We start from the raw sequence: 25,779 nt of genomic DNA, 5'->3' as shown, positions 1-25,779 counted from the left end.
GTAACGACTTACCCCGGGGATACGCCAGAGGTCGATGAAAATTCTTCCCGAAGCGTCTGTTTAGCGGCCCGATCGGCGAGGATCGCCGACCCGGACCGACTCGTTTCAACGTTGGAGATGCAGCTCCACGCGACGATTCGTCGCTCGCCCCTGCTCACTGTCGTTATCCGCTACCGGCTGACTTTCTCCCAGGCCCTGGCTGCTGATTTTTTCCGACGCCACGCCCTGGCCAACAAGAAAGGTGACGACACTGCTAGCGCGGCGCTCCGAGAGCTTCTGGTTATAGGCATCGGAACCCTGGCTGTCGGTATGCCCGAGCACCTTGATGCTGACCACATCGGCATTGGCCAGCCTGGCCATCAGCCCCTGCAGTTGGTTGCGCGCCTCGGCGGTCAACTCCGCGGAGTCGAAGGCGAACAGCACATTGCCCTGGTCACTGAGGGTGATCACTTCCGCAGGCGCTGCTACCTCAGGCTCCGGCGCCTTGACCACTGCCGGATACTCGGGCATCGGGCAACCGCGATTATCCACCGCCGTGTTGGAAGGCGTGTCCGGGCAACGATCGCGACGATCGAATACCCCATCGCCATCCTCGTCGCCATCCTGGGCGTAACAGATCAGGCCACCACCGATCAGCCCCAGGGCCGCTCCTCCAGCCGCCCAACTACCACTCTCGATCGCTCCCAAGCCACCGCCGGCCAGCCCGCCGAGCAGACTACAGAGGGGCCAGGTGCGTTGGTTGAGGGGAGCAGTGCCATCACTGTGGGTTGCGCAACCTGTCAGTAGGCCGCCGAGCAACAGGACCGGGAAAACGGCCCGAGGAAGAAGGTTCATCATGAATGCTCCTGTGTCACCGGCAAGACCGGTCACACAGGAGTAAAGACTGCCATCGACGGCTGCACAAGCCGCGCAGGCAAAGGGTTTCAGCGGTTGATCTGGATCTCCGTACGACGGTTCATCGCCCGGCCCGCGGCCGTCTTGTTGTCCGCCACCGGCTTGCTTTCACCGGCTCCGGTCACTGACACGAAACTGTTGCGGGGGATGCCGTTGCTGATCAGATAGTCCACGACCGAATGGGCACGCTTGTCCGAGAGTTTCTGGTTGTAGGCATCGCTGCCGACGCTGTCGGTGTGTCCGGTCACGCGCAGCTGTGCAGTCGGCGCTTCCTGTTTCAGGCGGCTCACGATGGTGTTGAGCTTGGTCTTGTCGGCGTCGGTCAACTTGGCCGAGTCGAAATGGAAGTAGACATCGCGGATGACGATGGTTTCCTCCTTGACCACCACGACTTCTTCCACCACCGGTGGCGGCGGTGGGCAACCGTTGGCATCGACCTGTACACCTTTGGGGGTATGCGGGCACTTGTCGCGGCTGTCCGGCACGCCATCGCCGTCTTCGTCGCCATCGCCTTTTACCCAGCAGTAGGCACCTGCCAGACCACCAACCACCAGTGCGCCACCACCCGCCCACGAGGCGCTTTCGGTGGCGCCCAACGCCGCGCCCGTGACGCCGCCGACTGCGGCACAGGTTGGCCAGTCGGTTTTCTGCAAACCTGCACAACCAGTCAACACACTGGTTAACAGAACCAAGGGTACTGCCGTCCGAATGATGCTCATCTGATTTCTCCTGAGGGATCGGCTCGAGGCCGATTCACGGAGTAAAGACCGCGCATTTCATCTGCGCCAGCACCGGGCTATCAGTGATTTCGCCCCGTAAATACGGGAGGTTCGCCGATTTAGTGGCGAACCGCTCTAGGCCCGAGGGTGCCAGCACGCTAGTCTTGGGCGTTCTGATCGAGGAGCGACAATGAGCGCCGGCATTTCTACCCGTACCCCCCAGCAGGCTCTGGCGGCCTTGCTGGACCGTTACGCCCCCCAACAGCTGCTGCTGATCGGCGCCAGCGACTTCCCCGCCCTGGCCGCATTCAAGGAGGCTCATCCCGCTACCGAGGTGGCTCAGGCGGCCCCCGGCCCCTTGCCTGCGGAGCTGGCTGCACGGCGTTTCGACCTGGCCCTGGCGGTGGATTGCCTGGAGCATCTGCCCAAGCGCGATGGCCTGAACCTGCTTGGGGGTATTCGCAACCTCAATGCCAGCCGAATCGCCGTACTGGCCGACCTGAGTGCCTGCGGCTGGCAGGAGACCGACTTTTTCTCACTGGCGCTGCAGGCCAGTGAACGCTTCCAGCGGGACGAACAGGTGCTGACCCTGTTTACCTATGATCTGCTTGAATACAAACAAGTGCCCGACTGGCTCAACGCTCGCTTCTGGGCGAACCCGGAAAACTTTGGAAAGTATTGGTGGTAACACAATGAGCGCCTCGATTTGTCCTTGTGGCAGCGGCAACCTGCTGGACGCCTGCTGCGGCCACTACCACGCCGGTCATCCCGCTCCTTGCGCCGAAGCCCTGATGCGTTCGCGCTACAGCGCCTATGTGCTGGGGCAAGTGGACTACCTGCTGGCCACCACACTGCCCGTACAACAGGCAGGCCTGGATCGCCAATCCATCAGTGACTGGAGCGCACAAAGCACCTGGCTGGGGCTGGAGGTAGAAAGCTCGGAGGTCTTCGGCGGTCAGCCCGAACATGCCTTCGTCACCTTCACTGCGCGCTGGCATGACAACCAGGGCGAACACAGCCATCGCGAACGCTCGTCCTTCGTGCAGAATCATGGACGCTGGTATTTCATCGACCCCACCGTGCCCTTGAGTGCCGGACGCAACGACGCCTGCCCCTGTGGTAGCGGGCAAAAATTCAAGAAGTGCTGCGCTGGCTATTTCACACGCTGAGCCTTTGCAGGCCAGGCACCCCATGCCCAGGACGGGTACAGGGGGTTCAAAGGGAGTCTTGCAATGATCGGTGAACTGCGCGCACTACGGGCCGTCTGCCTGTTCGGACTATTGAGCCTGTCGGGATGCGCGTCCTGGTTCACCGATGAGGACCTGGCCCCTGCGGTACACCTGGTCAAGGTCGAGGTGGTCAAGGCCAACCTGCTGGAGCAGCGCTTCACCCTGCACCTGCGGGTCGACAATCCCAATGACAGCGACCTGACCGTGCGCCGCTTGACCTACCGGGTCTACCTGGAGCGTTTTCTGCTCAGCGAGGGCGAGCATGAACACTGGTTCACCGTCACGCCCCACAGCAGCCGCTATTTCAAAGTGCCGGTGCGCACCAATCTCTGGCCGCAGATCCGGGATGTGGTGAAACTGTTGCGCAAGCCCGAACGGCCGATCCCCTATCGCCTCGAAGGGGAGCTGGAAATCGGATTATTCATCGGCCAGGACGTGCACCTGAAGCGCAATGGCGTGATAATTCCCGGCGATTTTATCCCGGAGTAACCCGCAATGACCCAGCAACCTCATGTCCATGGCCCGGACTGCAACCACGATCATGACCACCACGATCATGACCATGGCCATGTTCACGGTCCGCACTGCAACCACGCCCACCAGGAACCCGTGCGCAACGCGCTGAAAGACGTTGGCCGCAACGATCCTTGCCCATGCGGCAGCAGCAAGAAGTTCAAGAAGTGCCACGGCGCTTGATCTGATCGCGCAAGAGGCCTGTCCGCGCACGTCGCCGTCCGGCCTCTCCTAAAAAAGCTGCGCCAGGTTCAACACCGTGGCGTACTCGCCGTGCAGGTTGGCCAGCGACATGTCATGCACCTCCTCGGCAGAACGGGCTCGACCGGCAAAGTCGCGCTTGTCGAAGGTGAAGCAGGCGTCGGCCACCACCCATACCGCAAAGCCCAGGTTACCGGCGGTTCTCGCCGTCGACTCCACCGAGTTGTTGGTGGCCACACCGACTATCACCAACTGCCCGATCCCCTGCTGGCGCAGATCCGCCTCCAGGGAGGTGCCACAAAAGGCATCCGGCACCTGTTTCTGAATCAGTCCCTCCCCCGTTTGCGGACGAAAACTCGGCTGAAACTCCACGCCGGACTGCCCGGGCCAGAACACCGAATCCGTCGAGCGCGACAGATGCTGCACATGGATCACCGGCCAACCCCGGGAGCGCCAGTGGGCCAGCAACTCGAGCATCCGCTCCTCTGCCTCGGGATTGTTTCGTGGACCGAGCCGGGGATGCAGGATGCCTTGTTGTTGATCGATGATTAGCAGCGCCGTGTCGGCCGGAATGGGCATGAAGCATTCTCCGTTGAAGCATCATTGAATTTTCCAACTTCAACATCACCTGCTGTGACAGGCAAGCCACTCATTACACACCGGACGACCTAATGCAGACGCTTGCTGTCGTGCCATCGTCGAGCATGAAACGACAGATGACGGCGCTCCGGCGCTGGCTATTTGTGGCGCGGTCAAGAAATACCTCCAGCCCCCGCTTGCGCGGCACTCGCCTGCTCACTAACGTAGCGCCTTTATCGACGCTACCCCCCGCAGGAGCTTTGCCATGGCCTCGCCAGCCCTCTCACATTTTCTTCCCCGGTTCGGCGTTGCCGCGGCAGTGGCCGGTGCTCTCAGCCTGGCCGGTTGCCAGTCCTGGAACTCTCAAAACAGCCTGCCACCCACCTCCGGCGTACAGCCCCTCAAGGGCCTGGCGCAGAATGTTTCGGTCAGGCGTAGCGTCGTCGGTGTACCGCTGATCGAAAGCAACAGTTTCCACGACGCGCTGTTCACCCTGGGCTACGTACACGCCAGCGATCGTATCGAGCAGATGGTCACCCTGCGCCTGCTGGCCCAGGGCCGCCTGGCGGAGATGTCCGGCGCCGAGGTGCTGGAAGTCGACCGCCTGATGCGCGCGGTGAATCTGAAGAAAAGCGCCGACGAGCTGTACAAGGCCTCATCACCACGGATCAAGCGTTTCTTCGAGGTCTACGCTCGAGGCGTCAACGCCTACCTGTTCCGCTACCGCGACAAGCTGCCGCCAGACCTGGCCGCCCGCAGCTACATGCCTGAATACTGGAAGGCCGAGGATTCGGCACTGATTTTCTGCCTGCTGAATTTCGGCCAGTCCGCCAATCTGTTGGAAGAGATCAACAGCCTGGTACTGGCACAAAAGGTCGGCAGCGACAAACTGCCCTGGCTGACCCCGAGCTACCCCGATGAACCGCTGCCCACGGCCGAGGCCGACAAGCTCAAGGGGCTGGCCTTGTATGTGCCGGGCTTGAGCGAACTCAGCCTGGCCGTCAAGCAGATGTCGACCCTCAACTCTCTGGGTGTCACGGCCGGCAGCAACCTGGCCGTCGCCCCGCAGCGCGCTCGCAGCGGTCGCAGCCTGCTGGCCAGCGACAGCCAGATCGGCGCCTGGTACTACGTACAGATCCGTGCGCCGAAATATCAGGCGGCCGGGGCCTCGATCGCTGGTCTACCGGCCATTCTGCAAGGCTTCAACGGCAAGCTGGCCTGGAGCATGAGCTCGGCGATGGGCGACAACCAGGACCTGTTCCTGGAAAAACTCAAACGCCAGGGCAACGCTCTGTACTACCAGAACAACGGAAAATGGCAGCCGGTCATCGTTCGCAACGAGACCTACTTCATCAAAGGACAGCGGCCAATTCGCGAAGCAGTGTACGAAACCCGCCACGGTCCGCTGCTCAACAGCACCCTGGGGATCAACGCCAACAATGCCCTGGCCAGTGGCTACGGCCTGGCGCTGCAAATGCCGCAACTCAAGGACGACCGGAGCCTGGATGCGTTCTTCGATCTGTCACGGGCGCAGAATGTGGAGAAGGCCTCCGACGCCAGCCGCGAAATCCGCGCCATTGCCCTGAATATGGTCTATGCCGATGCCAGCAACATCGGCTGGCAGGTCACCGGGCGCCTCCCCAACCGCCGCGAGGGCGAAGGCCTGCTGCCCTCTCCCGGCTGGGACGGACGCTATGACTGGGATGGCTACGCCGACCCGATGCTCCACCCTTATGACCAGGACCCGGCGCAAGGCTGGATCGCCACCGCTAATCAGCGAGTCATCCCCCGCGGTTACGGCATGCAGCTGTCCAATTCCTGGGACGCTCCGGAACGGGCCGAGCGCATCGGCCAATGGCTGTCGGGCGGCAAGCAGGACAACCGCAGCCTGATTGCCCTGCAGTACGACCAGACCACCCTGTTCGCCGCCAAGTTGAAGATGATGTTCGAGGCGCCGGGCATGGCCCAGCCGCTGAAAAACGCCATCGACGCCCTGCCCGATGCAGACCGCGCCAAGGCCCGTGAAGCCTACAGCCGGCTGATGGCGTTCGACGGCAAGCTCAGTGCAGGCTCTGCCGACGCCGCGCTCTACGAACTGTTCCTCCAGGAAAGCGCCAAGCAGACCTTCCTCAAACAGCTCGGTCCGGAGCCCGGCATTGCCTGGCAGGCGTTCGTTGCCAATGCGGGCCTGTCCTATTCGGCCCAGGCCGACCATCTTCTGAGCCGAGAAGACAGCCCGTTCTGGGGCGACTCGCGTAACGGGCAAAAAGAGGACAAGCCGGCCGTTATCGCCCGCAGCCTGGCGGCGGCCATCAGTTCGGGCGAGCAACTGCTGGGCACGGACCGCAAGGCCTGGCAGTGGGGCAAGTTGCACAGCTACCGTTGGACCAACAACAGTGGCCAGGCGATACGCGGTCCCTTGCAGGCCGGTGGCGACCAGAACACCGTCAACAACGCCGGCTATCGCTGGGGACAGGACTTTGCCATCACCACGACCCCGGCCCTGCGTTTCGTCGTCGACTTCGCGCTGAGCGAGCCGTTGATGGGCCTTAACAGCAGTGGTCAATCCAGCAACCCGGTGAGCCCGAACTACGCCAATGGCATCGACGGCTGGCTCAAGGCCCAGTACCTGAGTTTCCCGATGCAACCGCAGAACTTCGAACGCAGCTACGGCAAGACCCGCCTGACCCTGGTCCCGGGCAAGTAACCTCCCCGGCCGAACCCGCTGGCGCATCCTGCGCCAGCGGTGTCGCCTCATAACGATCACTCCGCTCTGCAGACGCCAGCGCCCAAACCAGCGGACATCCGCTCTGCAGCGCCTCGTAATCCGCTCCTCAGCATCGCCGCCCCCTCTTGGCGCCGCGCCGCCCACACGCCTCCTTTCAGTGCACAACAGGCCTTGCCCAAGTGTTGCCAACTGCTTTTAAAACACTTGTTCGGGGCTCTGGTTCGGAAATTGCTACTTTCAATAAGTCTTATGCGTTCCAGTAACAGTACTCATGCGCCACAAGCGCTCATATTGGTTCTTAGGGATTGAATAATGAAAAAAGCATTGCTGACCCTTTCCGCACTGGCTCTGTGCATGGCTGCCGGCTCCGCGCTGGCCAAGGAATACAAGGAACTGCGCTTTGGCGTCGATCCGTCCTATGCCCCCTTCGAGTCCAAGGCCGCCGACGGTAGCCTGGTGGGCTTCGACATCGACCTGGGCAACGCCATCTGTGCCGAGCTGAAGGTCAAGTGCAAATGGGTCGAAAGTGACTTCGACGGCATGATTCCCGGGCTGAAAGCCAATAAATTCGACGGTGTGATCTCGTCCATGACCGTCACTGCAGCCCGGGAAAAAGTCATCGACTTCTCCAACGAGCTGTTCTCCGGTCCCACCTCGTTCGTGTTCAAGAAAGGCTCGGGCTTGAGCGCAGACACCGCCTCGCTCAAGGGCAAGACCGTGGGCTATGAGCAGGGCACCATTCAGGAAGCCTATGCCAAGGCCGTGCTGGACAAGGCCGGAGTCAAGACCCAGGCCTATCAGAACCAAGATCAGGTCTATGCCGACCTGACCTCAGGGCGCTTGGATGCCTCGATCCAGGACATGCTGCAAGCCGAACTGGGCTTCCTCAAATCGCCGCAGGGCGCGGACTACGAAGTCAGCAAGCCGGTGGATGACCCACTGCTGCCGTCCAAGACCGCCATCGGTATCTCAAAAGGTAACAAAGAGCTGAAAGCGCTCCTGGATAAAGGTATCAAAGCGTTACACGATGATGGCACCTACGCCACCATCCAGAAAAAGCACTTCGGTGACCTGAACCTCTACAGCGGTAAATAACCTGCCGGCGCCCATCCTCGATGGGCGCCTTTTTTATCGCCACGGGTCACTGATCAATGCTCGAAGAACTTCTAAAAAACCTGGGGCTTTCCGCCTTCAGTCTGAAGGGTTTCGGCCCTCTGCTGCTGGAAGGCACCTGGATGACCATCAAGTTGTCGGTGTTGTCGCTGCTGGTCAGCGTCTTGCTCGGCCTGCTCGGCGCCAGCGCCAAACTCTCCAGCGTCGCCTTGCTGCGGGTCCCCGCCCAGCTCTACACCACCCTGATCCGCGGGGTGCCGGACTTGGTGCTGATGCTGCTGATTTTCTACAGCCTGCAGACCTGGCTGACCTCCTTCACCGACTTCATGGAGTGGGAATACATCGAGATCAACCCTTTCAGCGCCGGGGTGATCACCCTGGGCTTCATCTATGGCGCCTATTTCACCGAAACCTTTCGCGGGGCGATCCTCGCCGTGCCCCGGGGCCAGGTCGAAGCGGCCACCGCCTATGGCCTCAAGCGCGGCCAGCGCTTTCGCTTCGTGGTCTTCCCGCAGATGATGCGCTTTGCCCTGCCGGGCATCAGCAACAACTGGATGGTGATGCTCAAGGCCACGGCCCTGGTGTCGATCATCGGCCTGGCCGATCTGGTCAAGGCCGCTCAGGATGCCGGCAAGAGCACCTATCAGCTGTTCTACTTCCTGGTCCTGGCGGCACTGATCTACCTGTTGATCACCAGCGCCTCCAACTTCGTCCTGCGCAAGCTTGAACGGCGCTATGCCGCCGGCGCCCGGGAGGCCGTGCGATGATCGAACTCCTGCAGGAATACTGGCGTCCCTTCCTTTACAGCGACGGTTACCACATGACCGGGCTGGCCATGACCATGTGGCTGCTCACGGCCTCGATCTGCATTGGCTTTTTGGTGTCGATCCCGCTGTCCATCGCCCGGGTCTCGCCCAAGCGCTACATCCGCTGGCCGGTGCAGTTCTACACCTACCTGTTTCGCGGCACACCGCTCTATATTCAGCTGCTGATCTGCTACACCGGGATCTACAGCATCGCCGCGATCCGCGCGCAACCGCTGCTGGATGCGTTTTTCCGTGATGCGATGAACTGCACCATCCTCGCGTTTGCCCTGAATACCTGCGCCTACACCACGGAAATTTTCGCCGGGGCGATCCGCAGCATGGCCCACGGCGAAGTGGAGGCAGCCAAGGCCTATGGTTTGAGCGGCTGGAAGCTGTATGCGTACGTGATCATGCCTTCGGCCCTGCGCCGCTCGCTGCCCTACTACAGCAACGAAGTGATCCTGATGTTGCACTCCACCACGGTGGCCTTTACCGCGACCATTCCCGACATCCTGAAAATCGCCCGGGACGCCAACTCGGCGACCTTCCTGACGTTTCAGTCGTTCGGTATCGCCGCCATCATCTACCTGTGCGTGACCTTCACCCTGGTGGGCCTGTTCCGTCTCGCTGAACGCCGCTGGCTGGCCTTCCTCGGGCCGACCCACTAGGACTTGCTGCCGGGAAATCATCAATGCGCCACGAGATCCACGACCTGCTCGCTCCGCTGCCGGGCACCGCGCGCCAGGTCCACAGTTTTCATTTCGGCCCCGCCCAGGCCCAAGGCAAGGTCTACATCCAGTCCTCCCTGCATGCCGATGAAATGCCCGGCATGCTGGTGGCCTGGCACCTCAAGCAGCGCCTGACGGAGCTGGAAGCCGCCGGTCGTCTGTTGCATGAAATAGTCCTGGTGCCGGTGGCCAATCCGGTCGGCCTGGAACAAGTGTTGATGGACGTTCCACTGGGGCGCTACCAGCTGGAAAGCGGGCAGAACTTCAATCGCGGCTTCGTCGACCTCAGTGAAGAGGTCGGCAACGCCATCGAAGGGCTGCTCACTCACGATCCGCAGCACAACCTCGACCTGATCCGCCGACACCTGATCGATGCCCTGAGCCGTCAACGACCACAGACGCAATTGCAGTCCCTGCAACTGGCCCTGCAACGGCTGGCCTGCGACGCCGACATGGTGCTGGACTTGCACTGCGACTTCGAAGCCGTGGCGCACCTGTACACCACCCCCGAGGCCTGGCCCCAGGTAGAGCCATTGGCCCGTTACCTCGGCGCCGAAGCCTGCCTGCTGGCCACCGACTCCGCGGCCTGGTCGTTCGACGAGTGCTTCAGCCTGCTGTGGTGGCAACTGCAACAGCGCTTCGGCGAACACTTCGCCATTCCCTCGGGCAGCTTTGCGGTCACGGTCGAGCTGCGTGGCCAGGGCGACGTCAACCACGGCCTGGCCAGCCTCGACTGCCAGGCCATGCTGGACTACCTGACCCGCTTCGGCGCCATCGCAGGCGAGGTTCCGCCGCTGCCTGAGCTGCCCTTTCCGGCCACGCCGCTGGCGGCGGTCGAACCGGTGGCGACGCCGGTGGGCGGACTGCTGGTGTTCGCTGCGCTACCGGGGGAATACCTGGAAGCCGGGCAGTTGGTGGCTGAAATCATCGACCCGATTCATGACCGGGTTACCCCTATCCATTGCAACAATGCCGGGCTCCTGTATGCCCGCTCGCTGCGGCGCATGGCCACCGCCGGCATGGTGATCGCCCATGTCGCCGGCCGCGAGGCCTATCGCAGCGGCTATCTACTTTCGCCTTGAGGATGCAAGCCCCATGTACAAACTGACCGTTGAAGGCCTGCATAAATGCTATGGCGACAATGAAGTGCTCAAAGGAGTGTCTCTGAAGGCCAAGACCGGTGACGTGATCAGCCTGATCGGCGCCAGTGGTTCGGGCAAAAGCACCTTTCTGCGTTGCATCAACTTTCTCGAAACCCCGGACGACGGCGCCATGAGCCTGGATGGCCAGCCGATCCGCATGGTCAGCGATCGCCACGGCATGCACGTGGCCGATCCTGCCGAGCTGCAGCGGATTCGTACACGCCTGGCGATGGTGTTCCAGCATTTCAACCTGTGGAGCCACATGACGGTGCTGGAAAACATCACCATGGCCCCGCGTCGGGTGCTGGGAGTCAGTACCAAGGACGCCGAAGAACGGGCCCGGCGCTATCTGGACAAGGTCGGCCTGCCGGCCCGCGTCGCTGGCCAGTACCCGGCCTTCCTCTCCGGCGGCCAGCAGCAGCGAGTGGCCATCGCCCGGGCACTGGCCATGGAGCCGGAAGTCATGTTGTTCGACGAACCCACTTCAGCCCTGGACCCGGAGCTGGTGGGCGAGGTACTCAAGGTGATCCAGGGCCTGGCCGAGGAAGGCCGGACCATGATCATGGTCACCCACGAGATGAGCTTCGCCCGCAAGGTGTCGAGCCAGGTGCTGTTTCTGCACAAGGGTCTGGTGGAGGAGGAAGGTGCTCCTGAGGAGGTGCTGGGCAACCCGAAAAGCGAGCGCCTGCAGCAGTTTCTCAGTGGCAATCTGAAGTAGCGGCCGCGTAGAACGCCACCGTCCGCGCAAGATTGTCGCGGACGGGGCGACTGACGGTATCCAGTGAGTTCAAGCCACAGGCGCGGGCGGCGGCTCGTCCGGCAAAGTGGGCTCACCAGGTTCGGTAGGTTCTGGGGGTTGCGGAGAGTCAGGGTCGGGCTGACCGGGAATGCCGCCTGCCATGTTGACAGGCGGATGTGCCAGCAGGGTCCAGGCCAATACCCCAACCTGATTGGGTTCCAGCCTGGCCAAGGTGGCGCTGATTCGCGGATCTATCTTCATGGGGCACTCCTGAGCTGTGCCCGGTACGCCTTGCGCATACCGGAAATACACCCAATAGAGTGTGGGTGTGCTCAGGAATTCCCGCTATTTGTCAGACGGACGCAATCAGGTACGCGGTAGGGTCACGCCACGCTGGCCCTGGTATTTGCCCCCACGGTCCTTGTAGGAAACTTCGCACTCTTCGTCCGACTCCAGGAACAGCATCTGCGCCACGCCTTCATTGGCGTAGATCTTGGCCGGCAAGGTGGTGGTGTTGGAGAACTCCAGGGTCACGTGGCCTTCCCACTCGGGTTCCAGCGGAGTCACGTTGACGATGATGCCGCAACGGGCATAGGTGCTCTTGCCCAGGCAGATGGTCAGCACGTTGCGCGGAATGCGGAAATACTCGACGGTACGGGCCAGGGCGAAGGAGTTTGGCGGGATGATGCAGACGTCGCTCTTGATGTCGACGAAGCTCTTTTCATCGAAGTTTTTCGGGTCGACGGTGGCCGAATTGATGTTGGTGAACACCTTGAATTCATCGGCGCAACGCACATCGTAGCCGTAGCTCGACACCCCGAAAGAGATCAGCCGATCCGGGCCTTCGCCACGCATCTGGCGCTCTACGAAGGGCTCGATCATGCCGTGCTCTTGCGCCATGCGGCGAATCCACTTGTCCGATTTGATGCTCATGGCGGGTGTCCTGAAATAACGAGGTGAAAAAATTCTGTCCGGCATCTTACCGGGGCGCGGGGTCGGGTTCAAAGTCCGGGACGTTTTTCTCGCCTGACACCAGGATTTTCAAGGGTTCGGCGACGAACGACGGGCCGTCAGTCACGAAAACCGAGAAACCTTGGCCCTAGCCATTGGCACGTTCAGGAAAAAGGGTTAAGGTGGCGCCACTGTGCTGCTTGTGTCACTGAGAATCTCTACACGATGTTGAATTTCGATCCAACCATCTCCAAGAATTTTTCCTGCTCTTTGCACTCAGTCTCGGCCAGGGCTTTTCCTGAGTCGCAGTTAACTTTGTCCAAGGAGATACACCATGTCTAATCGCCAAACCGGTACCGTTAAGTGGTTCAACGATGAAAAAGGCTTCGGCTTCATCACTCCACAATCCGGTGACGACCTGTTCGTACACTTCAAAGCTATCCAATCCGACGGCTTCAAAAGCCTGAAAGAAGGCCAACAGGTTTCTTTCATCGCTACCCGCGGTCAGAAAGGCATGCAAGCTGAAGAAGTTCAAGTTATCTAACTTGTACTGATCCAGTAAAAAGCCCCGCCCTCAACAGCGGGGCTTTTTTGTGCCCGCAGGTTTTTGCGGCGTGCAGCCAAGGCGCATCCTCGCGAATGCACCTGGCTGGTACCCAGCTACCAAGTCACGCCAAAGCCCACGGTATAGCGGGTCTTATCCAAGTCGCTGTCCTCGGTACCGCGGATCAGATCCTTTTCCGCCTTGAGGTTGAGCGACGCCCAGTCCGTGACCTTGTAGCGCAACCCCATCTCCGCATCCAGCGCGTAATCGGCGACGCCGGAAAACGGCCTGCCCACTTCGCCATTAGTGAAGAACTCCACCCGCTTGCCGATCAGGTAACGGTTGTAATCCCACTTCATCGCCAGTGAGTAGAAGCTGTCCTTACCGCCATCGGCGTACTCGTAATCCGTGCGGTTGAGCAGCGAGCCCAAGGAGAACGCCCCCAGCTCATCGTCCCAGAACTGGTAGCCGGGACCCGTACCCACCACCCGTTGCCGCGCAAGATCTTCTACTTTGTCGCGCTTGTAGGTCAGGCGTCCTTCCCAGAACCACTTCTCGGTAATGAAGCGGTCCAGAGCGTACTCGGCATTCCAGTTGTCGGTAGTCACCACCTGATTCTGGAACTCACGGTTGTACTCACCCTGGGCGTTGTGACGCCAGGCACCATGGCGCGCCGAAGTCTTGAAGTCGATGTCATAGTCATCGGTGTCCTTTTCAGCACGCTTGTAATCCATGGCCACGTCGACATTGCCCTTCCAGACCACATCCTCCACCAGCGGCTTGGGTTTCATGATCTGCTGGATACTGGCCAACTCCACAGTCTTGGGCGCCTCACCGTTGACCAGGACAACCTTGCCCTCCTCCGCCGCCTGCAGCGACTTGGCCTTTTCCCCGGTGTAGGCATCCTGTTTGACCAGCAACTCCTGATCGCTTTCCAGGGTCTTGACCTGCTTCCAATCAATGGAAATGGCGCCACCGTAATCGGTCTGGATCAACAGCTTACCGCCGTCGAAAACCTTGATCTTGCCGCTCAACCGGTCACCGTTCTTCAACCAGACGGTATCGGCCAGAGCAGGCATGGAGGCGCTGAGCACCGCGAAACACAACAACGTTCTAGGCAACATAGGTAATACAGGGCTCGATCTTGCGAAAAAAAACGGCATTATTCCTGCTGAACACGCCTTAGTCAGGACTGACCCGGGTATTGAGAGTGAGTTCAATATGCATCCCCCCCTCATCCCCTGAACCGACCAACGCCTCTTCATTGATCTGGAACCGCGAATGTGACCGAACACGGCGAAGACTCGCAAAACCCCGCGCAAATCCGACGCACGGCGCTGTACCTGACCCTGGCCCAAGTCCCCGAAGGCAAGGTCGTCAGCTATGGCCAACTGGCAGAAATGGCCGGCCTGGGCCGGGCCGCGCGCTGGGTTGGACGCACCCTCAGTCAGCTACCCGCCGATACCAGCCTGCCCTGGCACCGGGTACTCGGTGCCGGCGGCCGCATCAGCCTGCCCGTCGGTAGCCCATCAGGCGACGAGCAGCGCGCCAGACTGCGCGGCGAAGGCGTGTCTATCCTGAACAATCGCGTGGATATTCAGCGCCATGGCTGGCGCCCGGTAGAGCACAGCGGTTAGAGTGCGCGCTTTGTTTCCGTAATCTGAGGCAGACTTCAGCCCATGCCCCGTAAAACCTGGCGCGCCGCACTTGCCGCCTATGCCAGCCCCTCGACGCTCGTGCTGTTGCTGCTTGGTTTCGCTGCCGGCATGCCTTACATGCTGGTGTTCTCGACTCTTTCGGTGTGGTTGCGCGAGGCCGGTGTGGCCCGCGAAACCATCGGCTACGCCAGCCTGATCGGTTTGGCCTATGCCTTTAAATGGGTGTGGTCGCCACTGCTCGACCAATGGCGCCTGCCTCTATTAGGCAAGCTCGGCCGACGCCGCTCCTGGCTGGTACTGGCCCAGGTCCTGGTGATTCTCGGCCTGATCGGCATGGGCTTCTGCGACCCGCAAAAACACCTGTCTTGGTTGATCGCCATTGCGGTGGTCGTGGCCTTTGCCTCGGCGACCCAGGACATCGCCATCGACGCCTATCGCCTGGAAATCGCCGACGACAGTCGACAAGCCGCGCTGGCCGCCAGCTACATGTCCGGCTACCGGGTCGCGGTACTGCTGGCCACCGCCGGCGCGCTGTTCTTCGCCGAAGGCTTTGGCTCCACCGGCTTCAGCTACAAACATTCGGCCTGGACCGGTACCTACGTGCTGTTCGGCGTGCTGATGATTCCAGCACTGCTCACCACCCTGCTGATGCGTGAACCAGCAGTGCCATTGCGCACTCAACTGTCGGCAGGGCGCTACAGCTTCGCCCACCAGTTGATCTCGGTGTTCGTCCTGATCGTGCTTCTGGTTTCAGTGCCTGCCACCTTTACCCAGCTGTACAACACTGACTTCGCCAGCGTGATCTTCGACGGCGTCAGCCTGCTGGACCTGCTGCTGGAAGACCGGGCCTTCCTGCGGGCGATCCTCTACATCACCCTCAGCACCCTGTGCCTGTCGGCGATGGGCCGTCGAGGCCTGGCGCCGGTGCTGACCCCGGTGAACGACTTCATCCTGCGCTACCGCTGGCAAGCCTTCCTGCTACTGGGTCTGATCGCCACCTATCGCATGTCGGACACGGTCATGGGCGTGATGGCCAATGTTTTCTATATCGACCAGGGTTTCACCAAGGACCAGATTGCCGGGGTCAGCAAGATCTTCGGCCTGATCATGACCCTGCTTGGGGCCGGCATGGGCGGCCTGCTGATCGTGCGCTTCGGCATCCTGCCGATCCTGTTCATCGGCGGTGCCGCGTCCGCCGGCACCAACCTGCTGTTCCTCATGCTCGCCGACATGGGCCCGAACCTGAAAATGCTGATTGCCACCATTTCCCTGGACAATTTCAGTTCGGGAATGGCCACTTCCGCCTTCGTCGCCTACCTGTCGAGCCTGACCAACCTCAAGTTCTCGGCCACTCAGTACGCCCTGCTCAGCTCCATCATGCTCCTGCTTCCACGCCTGATCGGCGGCTATTCCGGAGTCATGGTGGAAAAATACGGCTATCACGACTTCTTCCTCATCACCGCAATACTCGGGGTGCCGACCCTGATTCTGATCGCCATTCACTGGTTCCAGGAGAGCCGCCGCGCCGGACCGAAAGACCCGTCGGAGCAGCCCGCCAAGGGCGCTGTCGTGGGCGAGGAATCCTAGAAAATCCCGGGAGTTGCGGCTTTTCTCCGCGGCTCCCGTCCCCTCAAAGCGCAATCCTGTACGCCAGCGGAACTCGCCCGTACAATGCTCCGTCACTTCCAGTCTAAGCAACCGACAACGGCCTACCATGCGTACCAGTCAATATTTGCTCGCCACACAGAAAGAAACGCCTTCCGACGCGGTCGTGATCAGCCACCAGCTGATGCTGCGCGCCGGTATGATCCGTAAACTGGCTTCCGGCCTGTACACCTGGCTGCCGATGGGCTTGCGAGTGATGCGCAAGGTTGAAGCCATCGTTCGCGAAGAAATGAACGCCGCGGGCGCGCTTGAAGTGTTGATGCCGAGCACTCAACCGGCTGAGCTGTGGCAGGAATCCGGTCGCTGGGAAGAGTACGGCCCTGAGCTGCTGCGCTTCAAAGACCGTCACGGTCGCGATTTCTGCGCCGGCCCGACCCACGAAGAAGTGATCACCGATCTGGCCCGCAACGAGCTGAGCAGCTACAAGCAGCTGCCGCTGAACCTGTACCAGATCCAGACCAAATTCCGCGATGAAATCCGCCCACGCTTCGGTCTGATGCGCGGCCGCGAGTTCATCATGAAGGACGCCTACTCCTTCCACGCCGACCAGGCGTCCTTGCAGGTCACCTACGACCGCATGCACCAGGCTTATTGCAACGTCTTCACCCGCCTGGGCCTGAAGTTCCGCCCGGTTGAAGCAGACAACGGTTCCATCGGCGGCGCCGGTTCCCACGAATTCCACGTACTGGCCGAGTCCGGCGAAGACGATATCGTCTTCAGCAACGGTTCCGACTACGCAGCGAACATCGAGAAGGCTGAAGCCGTGCCGCGCGAAACCTCGCGCCCGGCTCCGACCGAAGAGATGCGCCTGGTTGACACCCCTGACGCGAAAACCATCGCCCAGCTGGTGGAAGGCTACAACCTGCCGATCGAGAAGACCGTCAAGACCCTGGTGGTGCATGCCGAAGAAGCCGGCAAGCTGATCGCCCTGATCATCCGTGGTGACCACGAACTGAACGAAATCAAGGCCGCCAACCAGCCTGGTGTTGCCAGCCCGCTGGTCATGGCCTCCGAAGCTGAACTGCGTGACGCCATCGGCGCCGGCGCCGGCTCCCTGGGCCCGGTGAACCTGCCACTGCCGATCATCATCGACCGCTCGGTGGCGCTGATGAGCGACTTCGGCGTCGGTGCCAACATCGACGACAAGCACTACTTCGGCGTCAACTGGGAACGCGACCTGCCGGTTCCGACTGTTGCCGACCTGCGCAACGTGGTGGCCGGCGACCCGAGCCCGGACGGCAAGGGCACCCTGGAAATCAAGCGCGGCATCGAGGTCGGGCACATCTTCCAGCTGGGCAACAAGTACAGCAAGGCGATGAAGTGCGAAGTGCTGGGCGAGAACGGCAAGCCAGTGACCCTGGAAATGGGCTGCTACGGCATTGGCGTGTCCCGCGTGGTGGCGGCCGCCATCGAGCAGAACAACGATGAAAACGGCATCATCTGGAGCGATACCCTGGCGCCGTTCCAGATCGCCCTGGTACCGCTGCGCTACGAAACCGAGCAGGTTCGCGAAGCCACCGACAAACTCTACGCAGAACTGACTGCCGCCGGTTTCGAAGTGCTGCTGGACGACCGCGACAAGAAAACCAGCCCGGGCATCAAGTTCGCGGACATGGAGCTGATCGGCATTCCTCACCGGATCGTGGTCAGTGACCGCGGCCTCGCCGAAGGCAACCTGGAATACAAGAGCCGTACCGAAGCCCAGGCACAAGCGCTGCCCGTGGCCGACGTCCTGTCCTTCCTCCAAGCCCGTATCCGTCGCTGAAACCAGATAGAGAAGTCATGTTCAAGCGAAACACCTTAAGCCTCGGGGGCGCCGCTCTATGCGGCGCCCTGCTGGTCAGCGGCTGCGCCAACCAGATGTCGCAACGCAGCGAACACGAGGAACGCGTCGAGCGCAAACTGCTCGACCACAGCCTGCAGATCGATGTCGGTGAGCCTAAGGTGCTTGAGCTGCCGCAACGCCGGGTACGCATCCACGAGCAGAAGACCTTCGAAGTGACCGAGTTCGAGGTCACTCGCCGCTACGATCGCTATACGCCTTATCAACCCTGGCGGGAAATCTACGAGATCCCGCTGGGCGCGGTAGCCCTGGTGGCCGGCGTCGGCGCCAATGTGGTCAACGTGTTTGCCCTGGGCAACCTGCCGGACAGCGTCACCAAGGACTGGGTCAGCTATGGCGTGTCCGGGCTCAACCCGTTCATGAACATGCCGTCCCACGGTCGGGCTCAGCAGAACCTGGCAGCCATCGATGAAGTCCAGCGTGACAAGCGCCTGGAGTATTCGAGCCTGCCCTGGAGCGAGCGCCCGGTGCAGGTCAAGGCCGGCAGGCAAACCTACGACATGAGCACCGATCGTAATGGCGTGCTGCGCTTGAACCTGCTGGACGCGCCATTCTCCGAACAGGACCTGAACCACATCGGCAAGTTACAGATCAGTGTCGAGGATGCTCAGGACGAAGTGCATTCCGACTCGTCCCTGAGCCTGAGCAGCAGCCTGCGCGGCAAGCTACTGGAAGCCCATGCACTGATTTACGACGATCTGGAAGATGACGAAGTAAGCCAGTGGGTACACCGGGTCAAGCGCCTGTCGGAGTTGGGTCTGGAAGAAGAGGCCAGCGAGCTGGAGCAGAGCCTGATCGAGCTGACACGCAACGATCCGGAATTGCAGAGCGAGTTTCTCAAGTCCCTGACCAAGAACGCCGGCCGCCTGGTCGCCGATCCCGGTCACTGATTGCCTCAGGAGCCGGCTTGCCGGCGAATGTCACGCCGCGGATCAATCGCGGTGCTCCCTTCGCCAGCCAGCCAGCGCCTACAACACGCCCCGAAACAGCTCCAGCTGTTCGTAACCACCGCGTAGATCCTGCAATCGCACGCCAATTCCCAAGAGCCGCACTGGCTTGCCGCCACGCTTGAAGGCCTGAGTCAGCAGTTGCCGATAACTCTCCAGATCCCGTCCGGCCCCCGCCTGCTCAAGAGTGGTCTGGGTAAAGTCGTGGAACTTCACTTTGACGAAGGGTTTGCCCGGCCGATAACTGCTGTCGATACGCGCAATGCGCCCTGCCAGAGTCTCCATCAGCTCCGGTAACTTCTGCAGGCAGCTATCCAGATCGGGAAGGTCCACGTCGTAAGTGTTTTCCACGCTGATGGACTGCCGCCGGCTGTCATTCTGCACCGGCCGATCATCGATCCCCCGGGCCAGGCTCCACAGGCGCTCGCCGAAACTGCCGAACTCGCGCACCAGAGCCAGCTTGTTCCAGTCGCGCAACTGCAGGCAGTCGACAATCCCCAGGCGACCCAGCTTGTCCGCCGTGACCTTGCCCACCCCATGCAACTTGCTCACCGGCAATTCGGAGACAAAATCCTCCACCTGATCCGGAGTGATCACGAACAGGCCGTTGGGCTTTTTCCAGTCGCTGGCAATCTTGGCCAGAAACTTGTTGGGCGCGACCCCGGCCGACACCGTGATATGCAACTGATTGGAAACCCGCCGACGAATGTCCTGGGCAATGCGCGTGGCGCTGCCGGCGAAGTTCGGACTGTCGGAAACATCCAGGTAGGCCTCGTCCAGGGACAAGGGCTCGATCAGCTCGGTGTAATCACGAAAGATCGTATGAATCTCTTTCGACGCCTCGCGATAGGCATCCATGCGCGGCTTGACGATCACCAGGTCCGGGCACAAGGTCAACGCGTGCCGCGACGACATGGCCGAGCGCACGCCATAGGCCCGCGCCTCATAGTTGCAGGTCGCAATCACCCCCCGTCGATCCGCGGAGCCGCCCACTGCCAATGGCTTGCCGGCCAGCTGCGGGTCGTCGCGCATTTCGATGGCGGCGTAGAAGCAATCACAGTCAATGTGGATGATTTTGCGCTGCATCATATAAAGGCAGAGATCATTAAAAGCTGAAGTCGGAATCAAAGCGGACGATCAGTATCTACCGGCACCTGTATATAGCACCAGTACCTTGCATCTCGGATCAATCGGCAAAGCGCCATGAGACATTTATTCTCTTAATGAGCACCAAGCGTTCCATAGAGCTGAAAGCCACGGTCTACCTGGGCCCAAGCCTCGAAAAACGCTCCTGGAAGCACGCTAAGCGATTGAACAGGAAGCCTTTTTTTAAAATTAGTGATTGACAGACGCCAGCGACGCTGTAGAATCCGCCCACACAGACGCGGGATGGAGCAGTCTGGTAGCTCGTCGGGCTCATAACCCGAAGGTCGTCGGTTCAAATCCGGCTCCCGCAACCAAACATCAAAAAAGGCTACTCGAAAGAGTGGCCTTTTTTGTGCGCGCCTGTTTTTGCCCTTCACGCACTCACCACCAGAGCGGCAAAACTCTTTAGCTGTCGATGACTTAAAAGACAGAACCGGCCATTCGACGTTTATTTGACCTGTCGAACCATTAATGGTTGACACTCAGTCGTTCGCCTGTAGAATGCCGCCACACAGACGCGGGATGGAGCAGTCTGGTAGCTCGTCGGGCTCATAACCCGAAGGTCGTCGGTTCAAATCCGGCTCCCGCAACCAAACATCAAAAAAGGCTGCTCGAAAGAGTGGCCTTTTTTGTATCTGTTGAAAAAGTCCTTTCGCAACAATGACCTGGCAAAGTGTTGCGAGCCTTTTAGCGATGCTTCGACCCTTCAAGATGCGAGCTATGCTCTGTCTCGAGCAACCACCCGGCGGCCATCGCCCAGGGTCGCCGGGCCACGGTGAGACGCGTTAATATTTGAAACTATTTTTTCTACAGGGATTGGTAACTTGGCCGGATACCCCCATCCTGTCGCGCACAATCCACGAGGTGATTGATGCGCGCCAACACGTCTGATTCGCAAGACAGCGATACCACTACCGCCACTCAACCTGTGACAACCACTCGCCTGCGCTGGCTGGACCTGTTGAGCAAGTACCGCCAACCCCTGGGCCTGGCCATAACGCTGCTGCTGTTCGCCATTGCCCTGATCGCTTGCCGTCACCTGCTTAGCGAGCTGGACTTCTACGCCCTGCACGACTCGATCCTCGAAGTGCCCAAGCCGGCCCTGCTCGGCGCCCTGGGCGCGACCATCGTCGGCTTCATCATTCTGCTGGGATACGAGTGGTCCGCCAGCCGCTATGCCGGAGTCAACCTGCCCGGCCGTACCCTGGCCCTGGGTGGCTTCACCGCCTTCGCCATCGGCAACGCCATCGGTCTGTCGCTGCTGTCGGGCGGCTCGGTACGTTATCGCCTGTATGCACGTCATGGGCTAGGGGCCTCCGACGTCGCGCACATGACCCTGTTTGCCAGCCTCTCTCTTGGGTGTGCCTTGCCACCGCTGGCGGCCCTGGCCACTTTGAGTAACTTGCCGGCAGCCTCGGCGGCCTTGCGCCTGCCTGAAAGCCTGTTGGGCGGTATTGCCCTGGCCATCCTGCTGCTGGGCGCGGTACTGGCCGTCGGCATCTATCGCCGACGCCTGCCAGAGCAGCCTCTGCGCGACAACCTGCTGGTCCGGGTCGGACGCCGCACCCTGCGCCTGCCTGGACGGCGCCTGACCTTCCTGCAACTGATCATCACCGCCCTGGACGTCGCCGCAGCCGCCACCGTGCTCTACCTGCTGCTGCCCGAAGCGCCGCCGTTCGGCGCCTTCCTGCTGGTGTACCTGCTGGCCCTGGCCGCCGGTGTGCTCAGCCACGTACCCGGCGGCGTCGGGGTGTTCGAAGCCATCCTGCTGGCGGCGTTCGCCGACAAGCTCGGGGCCGCGCCCCTGGCGGCCGCATTGCTGCTTTATCGCCTGATCTACGTGGTGCTGCCGATGCTGGTGGCCTGCGTCCTGCTGCTGATCAACGAAGCCCAGCGCCTGTTCCAGACCCGACAATCCCTGCGGGTAGCTTCCGGCCTGGCGGCGCCGATCCTGGCGGTGCTGGTGTTTCTCTCCGGCGTGGTGCTGCTGTTCTCCGGCGCCACCCCGGAAATCGATACCCGCCTGCAACACATCGGCTTCCTGATTCCTCACCGCCTGGTGGACGCTTCGCACTTCGGCGCCAGCCTGATCGGCGTGCTCTGCCTGCTGCTGGCCCAAGGCCTGCGCCGGCGCCTCTCCGCCGCCTGGATGCTCACCACCATTCTGTTGCTGGTGGGCGCCCTGCTCTCGCTACTTAAAGGTTTTGACTGGGAAGAAGCCTGCCTGATGACCCTCACCGCCAGCCTGCTGGCCGTGTTCCGGCGCTCGTTCTATCGCCCCAGCCGCCTCACCGAACTGCCCTTCTCGCCGCTGTACCTGGTGGCCAGCGTCTGCGTGCTCGGCGCCTCCACCTGGCTGCTGCTGTTCGCCTATCAGGACGTGCCCTACAGCCATCAACTGTGGTGGCAGTTCACCCTCGACGCCGACGCCCCTCGGGGCCTGCGTTCGCTGTTGGGGGCTGCGGTGCTGTTGCTGGTGGTGTCCCTGACCTGGCTGCTGCGTACCGCACGCCCGGTCATCCACCTGCCCACCAGCGACGAGCTGGACAAGGCTGCGAAGATCCTCATGGCCTCGTCCCAACCCGATGGTGGCCTGGCCCTGACCGGTGACAAGGCGCTGCTGTTCCACCCCAACGACGATGCCTTCCTGATGTACGCTCGCCGCGGCCGCAGCCTGGTGGCGCTGTACGACCCCATCGGCCCGACCCAGCAGCGCGCGGAAATGATCTGGCAGTTCCGCGACCTGTGCGACCTGCACCACGCGCGCCCGGTGTTCTACCAGGTACGGGCGGAAAACCTGCCCTACTACATGGACATCGGCCTGACCGCGATCAAGCTCGGCGAAGAAGCCCGGGTCGATCTCAAGCGCTTTGACCTGGAAGCCAAGGGCAAGGAGATGAAGGACCTGCGCTACACCTGGAACCGCGGCACCCGCGACGGCCTGTCGCTGGAGATCCACGAACCCGGGCAAGCGCCGATGGATGAGCTGAAGGTCATCTCCGATGCCTGGCTGACCGGCAAGAACGTCCGCGAGAAAGGCTTCTCCCTGGGCCGTTTCAGCGACGACTACCTCAAGCACTTCCGCATCGCGATCATCCGTTTTGAAGGACGCCCGGTGGCCTTCGCCAACCTGCTCGAGACCTACAGCCATGACCTGGCCAGCCTCGACTTGATGCGTGCGCACCCGGACGCGCCGAAGCTGACCATGGAGTTCATGATGGTCGGCCTGATCCAGCATTATAAAAATCATGGATACGCCCGCTTCAGCCTGGGCATGGTGCCGCTGTCCGGCCTGCAACCGCGGCGTGGCGCGCCGCTGACCCAACGCCTCGGCTCGATGGTCTTCCGCCGTGGCGAGCAACTGTATAACTTCCAAGGCTTGCGCCGCTTCAAAGACAAGTTCCAGCCCGACTGGGAACCCCGTTACATGGCCGTGCCGGCCGGGCTCGACCCGCTGGTGGCACTGGCCGACACCGCCGCCCTGATCGCAGGCGGCCTGACTGGATTGGTGAAACGCTGATGATTCAACGCTCTTGGCGGTATCTGCTGGCCACACTGGTGGTACTGGCTTTGCTTGCGGGTGGTGGCTACTGGTGGTGGAACCGCCCCGCCCCTGAACCGACCCTGGAACAACTGACCCAGGCCGACGGCTCGACCCTGACCCGCGTGACCCCCGGCACCAAGGCCAAGGCCCGGGTGGTGGTGGCGGTGTTGCCTGATTCGACCCTGACCGACAAACAACTGCTGGCCCTGAGCCGCAGTGGCGCGGCGCAGATCGTCCAGGTGATCCTGCCCAAGGACGATTGCAAACTGCAGGAACAAGCCCTGCAAAGCGCCCTGCCCCAGCTCAACGGCCCGGCCACCCTGGTCAGCGGCATCGGCCCGGGCGCGGCCCTGGCCTGGCGCTGGGTCGCCACCCAGAACGACGACAAGGCCCAAGCCGTGTCGGTGGGCTTCACCATTAACCCGGCGCCCGGCTGCACCGATCCACTGCCCAAGACCCTGGCCCACGGCCACTGGCTGGTGGCCTGGAACGACAACCCGGATGACGAAAGTGCCGGCTTCGTGCGTGATACCCCCAACGCCACCACCAGCATCAGCGACTACGACATCCACCTGCCCCAAGTGCTGAACAACGAGCTGCGCAAGCTGCTGGTGGGTTCTGAAAACGGCGGCCTGAACATTCCCGTGGTGGAAGTCCCGGCCGGCCAGGCCAAGGACACCGTGACCCTGTTCCTCTCCGGCGACGGCGGCTGGCGCGACCTGGACCGCGACGTGGCTGGCGAGATGGCCAAGATCGGCTACCCGGTGGTGGGCATCGACACCCTGCGCTACTACTGGCAGCACAAGACGCCTGAGCAAAGCGCCGTTGACCTCACCGAACTGATGCAGCACTACCGGCAGAAGTGGGGCACCAAGCGCTTCGTGCTGACCGGCTACTCCTTCGGCGCCGACGTGCTGCCGGCGATCTACAACCGCCTGCCGGAAGCCGAGCAGCAGCGGGTCGACGCCATTATCCTGCTGGCCTTCGCCCGTACCGGCAGCTTCGAGATCGAAGTCGAAGGCTGGCTGGGCAATGCTGGCAAGGAAGCTGCCACCGGCCCGGAAATGGCCAAGCTGCCCGCCGCCAAGGTGGTGTGCATCTACGGTGAGGAAGAAGTCGACGAAAGCGGCTGCACCGACAAGACTGCGGTCGGCGAAGCCATGAAGCTGCCGGGCGGCCATCACTTCGATGAGAACTACCCGGCACTGGCCAAGCGCCTGGTGGATGCCATCGAAAAGCGCCAGGCCAAGGATCAGGCGACCGCTCAAGAATGAGCTGAGCCTCGCCCGACAAAGCCCCCGCAGCCTTGAGGTTGCGGGGGCTTTTTTACATCAGCGGTCTCAGTTGCCTCGTTGAAGACCGCGTAATGGCGGATGACTCCCGCGCAGGTTGTAGGCAAACTCCGAGAGTTGTGTAAGGGGTGCGTTTTGGGCACTTTGCTGCCTTGTTGGCCTGCGCTTCGACGGGCTAGGCTCCGGGTGTCGCTGAGCATTCAGCGGCCGGGCTTGGAAACCCGAAGAACCTTGGCAACTAGCGCCCCGCTTGATTGCAGATAAATTTTGCGCCTGCAATCCATCTGTTATGGCGGCTGTGCGTGGGAGGCCTTCGGGTCTGCCGGTTTCCTGGGTTTCCGGTTTTCCAACCTGCGCATAGCTGCCACCCATTCGCTTGGAAACGAACGTGGTAGCTCCTCAAACCTTGGAGTTGAACCATGAACAATACAAACCCGCCTCAACTTTCAAATCTGAAAACAGTCGGCTTAATCACTTTCCTTTACTGCTCGGAACGCCCGCTATTCCAGGTCAGCCCCGGCCTCCCCATCGGCGAAGCCCTGGCCCAAGCCTCCGACCTGCTGTCCCTGGCCAAGGCCTTTGCTGAGGACGCCGCCTACAGCAAGGATAGCGATCGTCACGCCTGGGCCGCGCACTACCTGACCGCCATGGGCAAGGCGGTGTTGGACGATGTGGTGCAGGCGCTAGCCGCGTAAAGGCCGGGGCGATCACGGGGCCGGTGGGCTCCGAGAGAAACCGTTCAGGCATCAGTATCGATGTCGATGGCCAGTCCGTCATCGCGAGCAAGCCCGCTCCTAC

Annotated in this window: 25 protein-coding genes and 2 tRNA genes; 20 read left to right on the top strand and 7 right to left on the bottom strand. The window is 61.5% G+C overall.

All coding sequences use genetic code 11. The features are described from left to right. Positions 1 to 105: 105 nt before the first annotated feature. Positions 106 to 834, bottom strand: coding sequence for an OmpA family protein (locus tag ACMGF8_RS11750; RefSeq protein ID WP_102861458.1), 729 nt, complete (start codon positions 832 to 834; stop codon positions 106 to 108). A gap of 89 nt (positions 835 to 923) precedes the next feature. Beyond that, positions 924 to 1,613: an OmpA family protein gene (locus ACMGF8_RS11745; protein WP_102861457.1), complete on the bottom strand. Its 690-nt coding sequence runs from the start codon at positions 1,611 to 1,613 to the stop codon at positions 924 to 926. Positions 1,614 to 1,803: 190 nt separating this feature from the next. On the opposite strand from ACMGF8_RS11745, the gene ACMGF8_RS11740 reads away from it, so the two are divergent. The 4 genes from ACMGF8_RS11740 to ACMGF8_RS11725 all read left to right on the top strand — a co-directional run bounded on the left by ACMGF8_RS11740 (position 1,804) and on the right by ACMGF8_RS11725 (position 3,538). Continuing rightward, entirely contained in the window at positions 1,804 to 2,301 is a 498-nt protein-coding gene (locus tag ACMGF8_RS11740) for a DUF6231 family protein (RefSeq protein ID WP_102861456.1), read from the top strand. Between the two features lie 4 nt (positions 2,302 to 2,305). Then, on the top strand, positions 2,306 to 2,782 hold the full coding sequence (locus ACMGF8_RS11735; RefSeq protein WP_416759714.1) for a YchJ family protein: 477 nt from the start codon (positions 2,306 to 2,308) through the stop codon (positions 2,780 to 2,782). A 63-nt stretch (positions 2,783 to 2,845) separates the two neighbouring features. Then, positions 2,846 to 3,331 carry an LEA type 2 family protein gene (locus ACMGF8_RS11730; RefSeq protein WP_102861454.1) on the top strand — a complete coding sequence of 162 codons (486 nt, stop codon included), beginning with the start codon at positions 2,846 to 2,848 and terminating at the stop codon, positions 3,329 to 3,331. A 6-nt stretch (positions 3,332 to 3,337) separates the two neighbouring features. Continuing rightward, on the top strand, positions 3,338 to 3,538 hold the full coding sequence (locus tag ACMGF8_RS11725; RefSeq protein WP_007923047.1) for an SEC-C metal-binding domain-containing protein: 201 nt from the start codon (positions 3,338 to 3,340) through the stop codon (positions 3,536 to 3,538). A gap of 48 nt (positions 3,539 to 3,586) precedes the next feature. Here the strand turns inward: ACMGF8_RS11725 and ACMGF8_RS11720 are convergent, their stop codons facing one another. Then, entirely contained in the window at positions 3,587 to 4,135 is a 549-nt protein-coding gene (locus ACMGF8_RS11720) for a cysteine hydrolase family protein (RefSeq protein ID WP_416759711.1), read from the bottom strand. A 265-nt stretch (positions 4,136 to 4,400) separates the two neighbouring features. Between ACMGF8_RS11720 and ACMGF8_RS11715 the strand changes: the two genes are divergently transcribed. The 6 genes from ACMGF8_RS11715 to ACMGF8_RS11690 all read left to right on the top strand — a co-directional run bounded on the left by ACMGF8_RS11715 (position 4,401) and on the right by ACMGF8_RS11690 (position 11,370). Next, positions 4,401 to 6,842, top strand: coding sequence for a penicillin acylase family protein (locus ACMGF8_RS11715; RefSeq protein WP_416759709.1), 2,442 nt, complete (start codon positions 4,401 to 4,403; stop codon positions 6,840 to 6,842). 333 nt (positions 6,843 to 7,175) lie between these two features. Continuing rightward, a complete protein-coding gene (locus ACMGF8_RS11710) occupies positions 7,176 to 7,958 on the top strand; it encodes a transporter substrate-binding domain-containing protein (RefSeq protein ID WP_102861451.1) in 783 nt (260 codons plus the stop codon). Positions 7,959 to 8,014: 56 nt separating this feature from the next. Continuing rightward, complete coding sequence (locus ACMGF8_RS11705) at positions 8,015 to 8,743, top strand: ABC transporter permease (protein ID WP_102861450.1); 729 nt, start codon at positions 8,015 to 8,017, stop codon at positions 8,741 to 8,743. Further along, positions 8,740 to 9,450, top strand: coding sequence for an ABC transporter permease (locus ACMGF8_RS11700; RefSeq protein ID WP_102861449.1), 711 nt, complete (start codon positions 8,740 to 8,742; stop codon positions 9,448 to 9,450). The genes ACMGF8_RS11705 and ACMGF8_RS11700 overlap by 4 nt, the downstream gene beginning before the upstream one ends. Positions 9,451 to 9,473: 23 nt before the next feature. Beyond that, positions 9,474 to 10,592, top strand: a complete 1,119-nt coding sequence (locus ACMGF8_RS11695) for a succinylglutamate desuccinylase/aspartoacylase family protein (RefSeq protein WP_416759705.1) — start codon at positions 9,474 to 9,476, stop codon at positions 10,590 to 10,592. Positions 10,593 to 10,605: 13 nt separating this feature from the next. Further along, positions 10,606 to 11,370 carry an ABC transporter ATP-binding protein gene (locus ACMGF8_RS11690; protein ID WP_102861447.1) on the top strand — a complete coding sequence of 255 codons (765 nt, stop codon included), beginning with the start codon at positions 10,606 to 10,608 and terminating at the stop codon, positions 11,368 to 11,370. 69 nt (positions 11,371 to 11,439) lie between these two features. Here the strand turns inward: ACMGF8_RS11690 and ACMGF8_RS11685 are convergent, their stop codons facing one another. Continuing rightward, a complete protein-coding gene (locus ACMGF8_RS11685) occupies positions 11,440 to 11,652 on the bottom strand; it encodes a hypothetical protein (protein WP_102861446.1) in 213 nt (70 codons plus the stop codon). Between the two features lie 105 nt (positions 11,653 to 11,757). Beyond that, positions 11,758 to 12,324, bottom strand: coding sequence for a dCTP deaminase (gene dcd / locus ACMGF8_RS11680; RefSeq protein ID WP_016965530.1), 567 nt, complete (start codon positions 12,322 to 12,324; stop codon positions 11,758 to 11,760). A 352-nt stretch (positions 12,325 to 12,676) separates the two neighbouring features. Here dcd and ACMGF8_RS11675 point away from each other — a divergent pair, with 352 nt between their 5' ends. After that, positions 12,677 to 12,886, top strand: a complete 210-nt coding sequence (locus tag ACMGF8_RS11675; RefSeq protein ID WP_002554837.1) for a cold-shock protein — start codon at positions 12,677 to 12,679, stop codon at positions 12,884 to 12,886. 116 nt (positions 12,887 to 13,002) lie between these two features. Here the strand turns inward: ACMGF8_RS11675 and ACMGF8_RS11670 are convergent, their stop codons facing one another. Continuing rightward, on the bottom strand, positions 13,003 to 14,010 hold the full coding sequence (locus ACMGF8_RS11670) for a DUF481 domain-containing protein (protein WP_250329220.1): 1,008 nt from the start codon (positions 14,008 to 14,010) through the stop codon (positions 13,003 to 13,005). A gap of 159 nt (positions 14,011 to 14,169) precedes the next feature. Here ACMGF8_RS11670 and ACMGF8_RS11665 point away from each other — a divergent pair, with 159 nt between their 5' ends. The 4 genes from ACMGF8_RS11665 to ACMGF8_RS11650 all read left to right on the top strand — a co-directional run bounded on the left by ACMGF8_RS11665 (position 14,170) and on the right by ACMGF8_RS11650 (position 18,942). Continuing rightward, a complete protein-coding gene (locus ACMGF8_RS11665) occupies positions 14,170 to 14,523 on the top strand; it encodes an MGMT family protein (protein ID WP_102861444.1) in 354 nt (117 codons plus the stop codon). A 42-nt stretch (positions 14,524 to 14,565) separates the two neighbouring features. Then, complete coding sequence (locus tag ACMGF8_RS11660) at positions 14,566 to 16,131, top strand: AmpG family muropeptide MFS transporter (protein WP_102878606.1); 1,566 nt, start codon at positions 14,566 to 14,568, stop codon at positions 16,129 to 16,131. A gap of 127 nt (positions 16,132 to 16,258) precedes the next feature. Beyond that, a complete protein-coding gene (locus ACMGF8_RS11655; protein WP_102861442.1) occupies positions 16,259 to 17,974 on the top strand; it encodes a proline--tRNA ligase in 1,716 nt (571 codons plus the stop codon). 17 nt (positions 17,975 to 17,991) lie between these two features. Continuing rightward, the gene (locus ACMGF8_RS11650; RefSeq protein WP_115581731.1) at positions 17,992 to 18,942 is read left to right on the top strand and encodes a hypothetical protein; all 951 of its coding nucleotides are present in this window, start codon (positions 17,992 to 17,994) and stop codon (positions 18,940 to 18,942) included. 78 nt (positions 18,943 to 19,020) lie between these two features. Here the strand turns inward: ACMGF8_RS11650 and dinB are convergent, their stop codons facing one another. Then, positions 19,021 to 20,088 (bottom strand): DNA polymerase IV, encoded by a 1,068-nt coding sequence (dinB, locus tag ACMGF8_RS11645; protein ID WP_207167161.1) that lies wholly within the window; start codon positions 20,086 to 20,088, stop codon positions 19,021 to 19,023. A 294-nt stretch (positions 20,089 to 20,382) separates the two neighbouring features. On the opposite strand from dinB, the gene ACMGF8_RS11640 reads away from it, so the two are divergent. From ACMGF8_RS11640 to ACMGF8_RS11620, 5 genes are all read left to right on the top strand, one after another. Beyond that, a tRNA-Met gene (locus ACMGF8_RS11640) sits at positions 20,383 to 20,459 on the top strand. A 202-nt stretch (positions 20,460 to 20,661) separates the two neighbouring features. Then, a tRNA-Met gene (locus tag ACMGF8_RS11635) sits at positions 20,662 to 20,738 on the top strand. A gap of 278 nt (positions 20,739 to 21,016) precedes the next feature. Next, complete coding sequence (gene mprF, locus ACMGF8_RS11630; RefSeq protein WP_102861439.1) at positions 21,017 to 23,665, top strand: bifunctional lysylphosphatidylglycerol flippase/synthetase MprF; 2,649 nt, start codon at positions 21,017 to 21,019, stop codon at positions 23,663 to 23,665. After that, entirely contained in the window at positions 23,665 to 24,963 is a 1,299-nt protein-coding gene (locus ACMGF8_RS11625; RefSeq protein ID WP_102861438.1) for a virulence factor family protein, read from the top strand. Before mprF ends, ACMGF8_RS11625 begins: the two co-directional genes overlap by 1 nt. 437 nt (positions 24,964 to 25,400) lie before the next feature. Next, a complete protein-coding gene (locus ACMGF8_RS11620; RefSeq protein WP_305948838.1) occupies positions 25,401 to 25,676 on the top strand; it encodes a DUF3077 domain-containing protein in 276 nt (91 codons plus the stop codon). Positions 25,677 to 25,779 lie beyond the last annotated feature (103 nt).

The sequence above is a fragment of the Pseudomonas sp. BNK-7 genome, assembly GCF_048072025.1.
GTDB classification, from domain to species: Bacteria; Pseudomonadota; Gammaproteobacteria; order Pseudomonadales; family Pseudomonadaceae; genus Aquipseudomonas; species Aquipseudomonas danubii.
The sequence above is the reverse complement of the archived record's forward strand: the minus strand, read 5'-3'. Positions and strand labels throughout refer to the sequence as shown.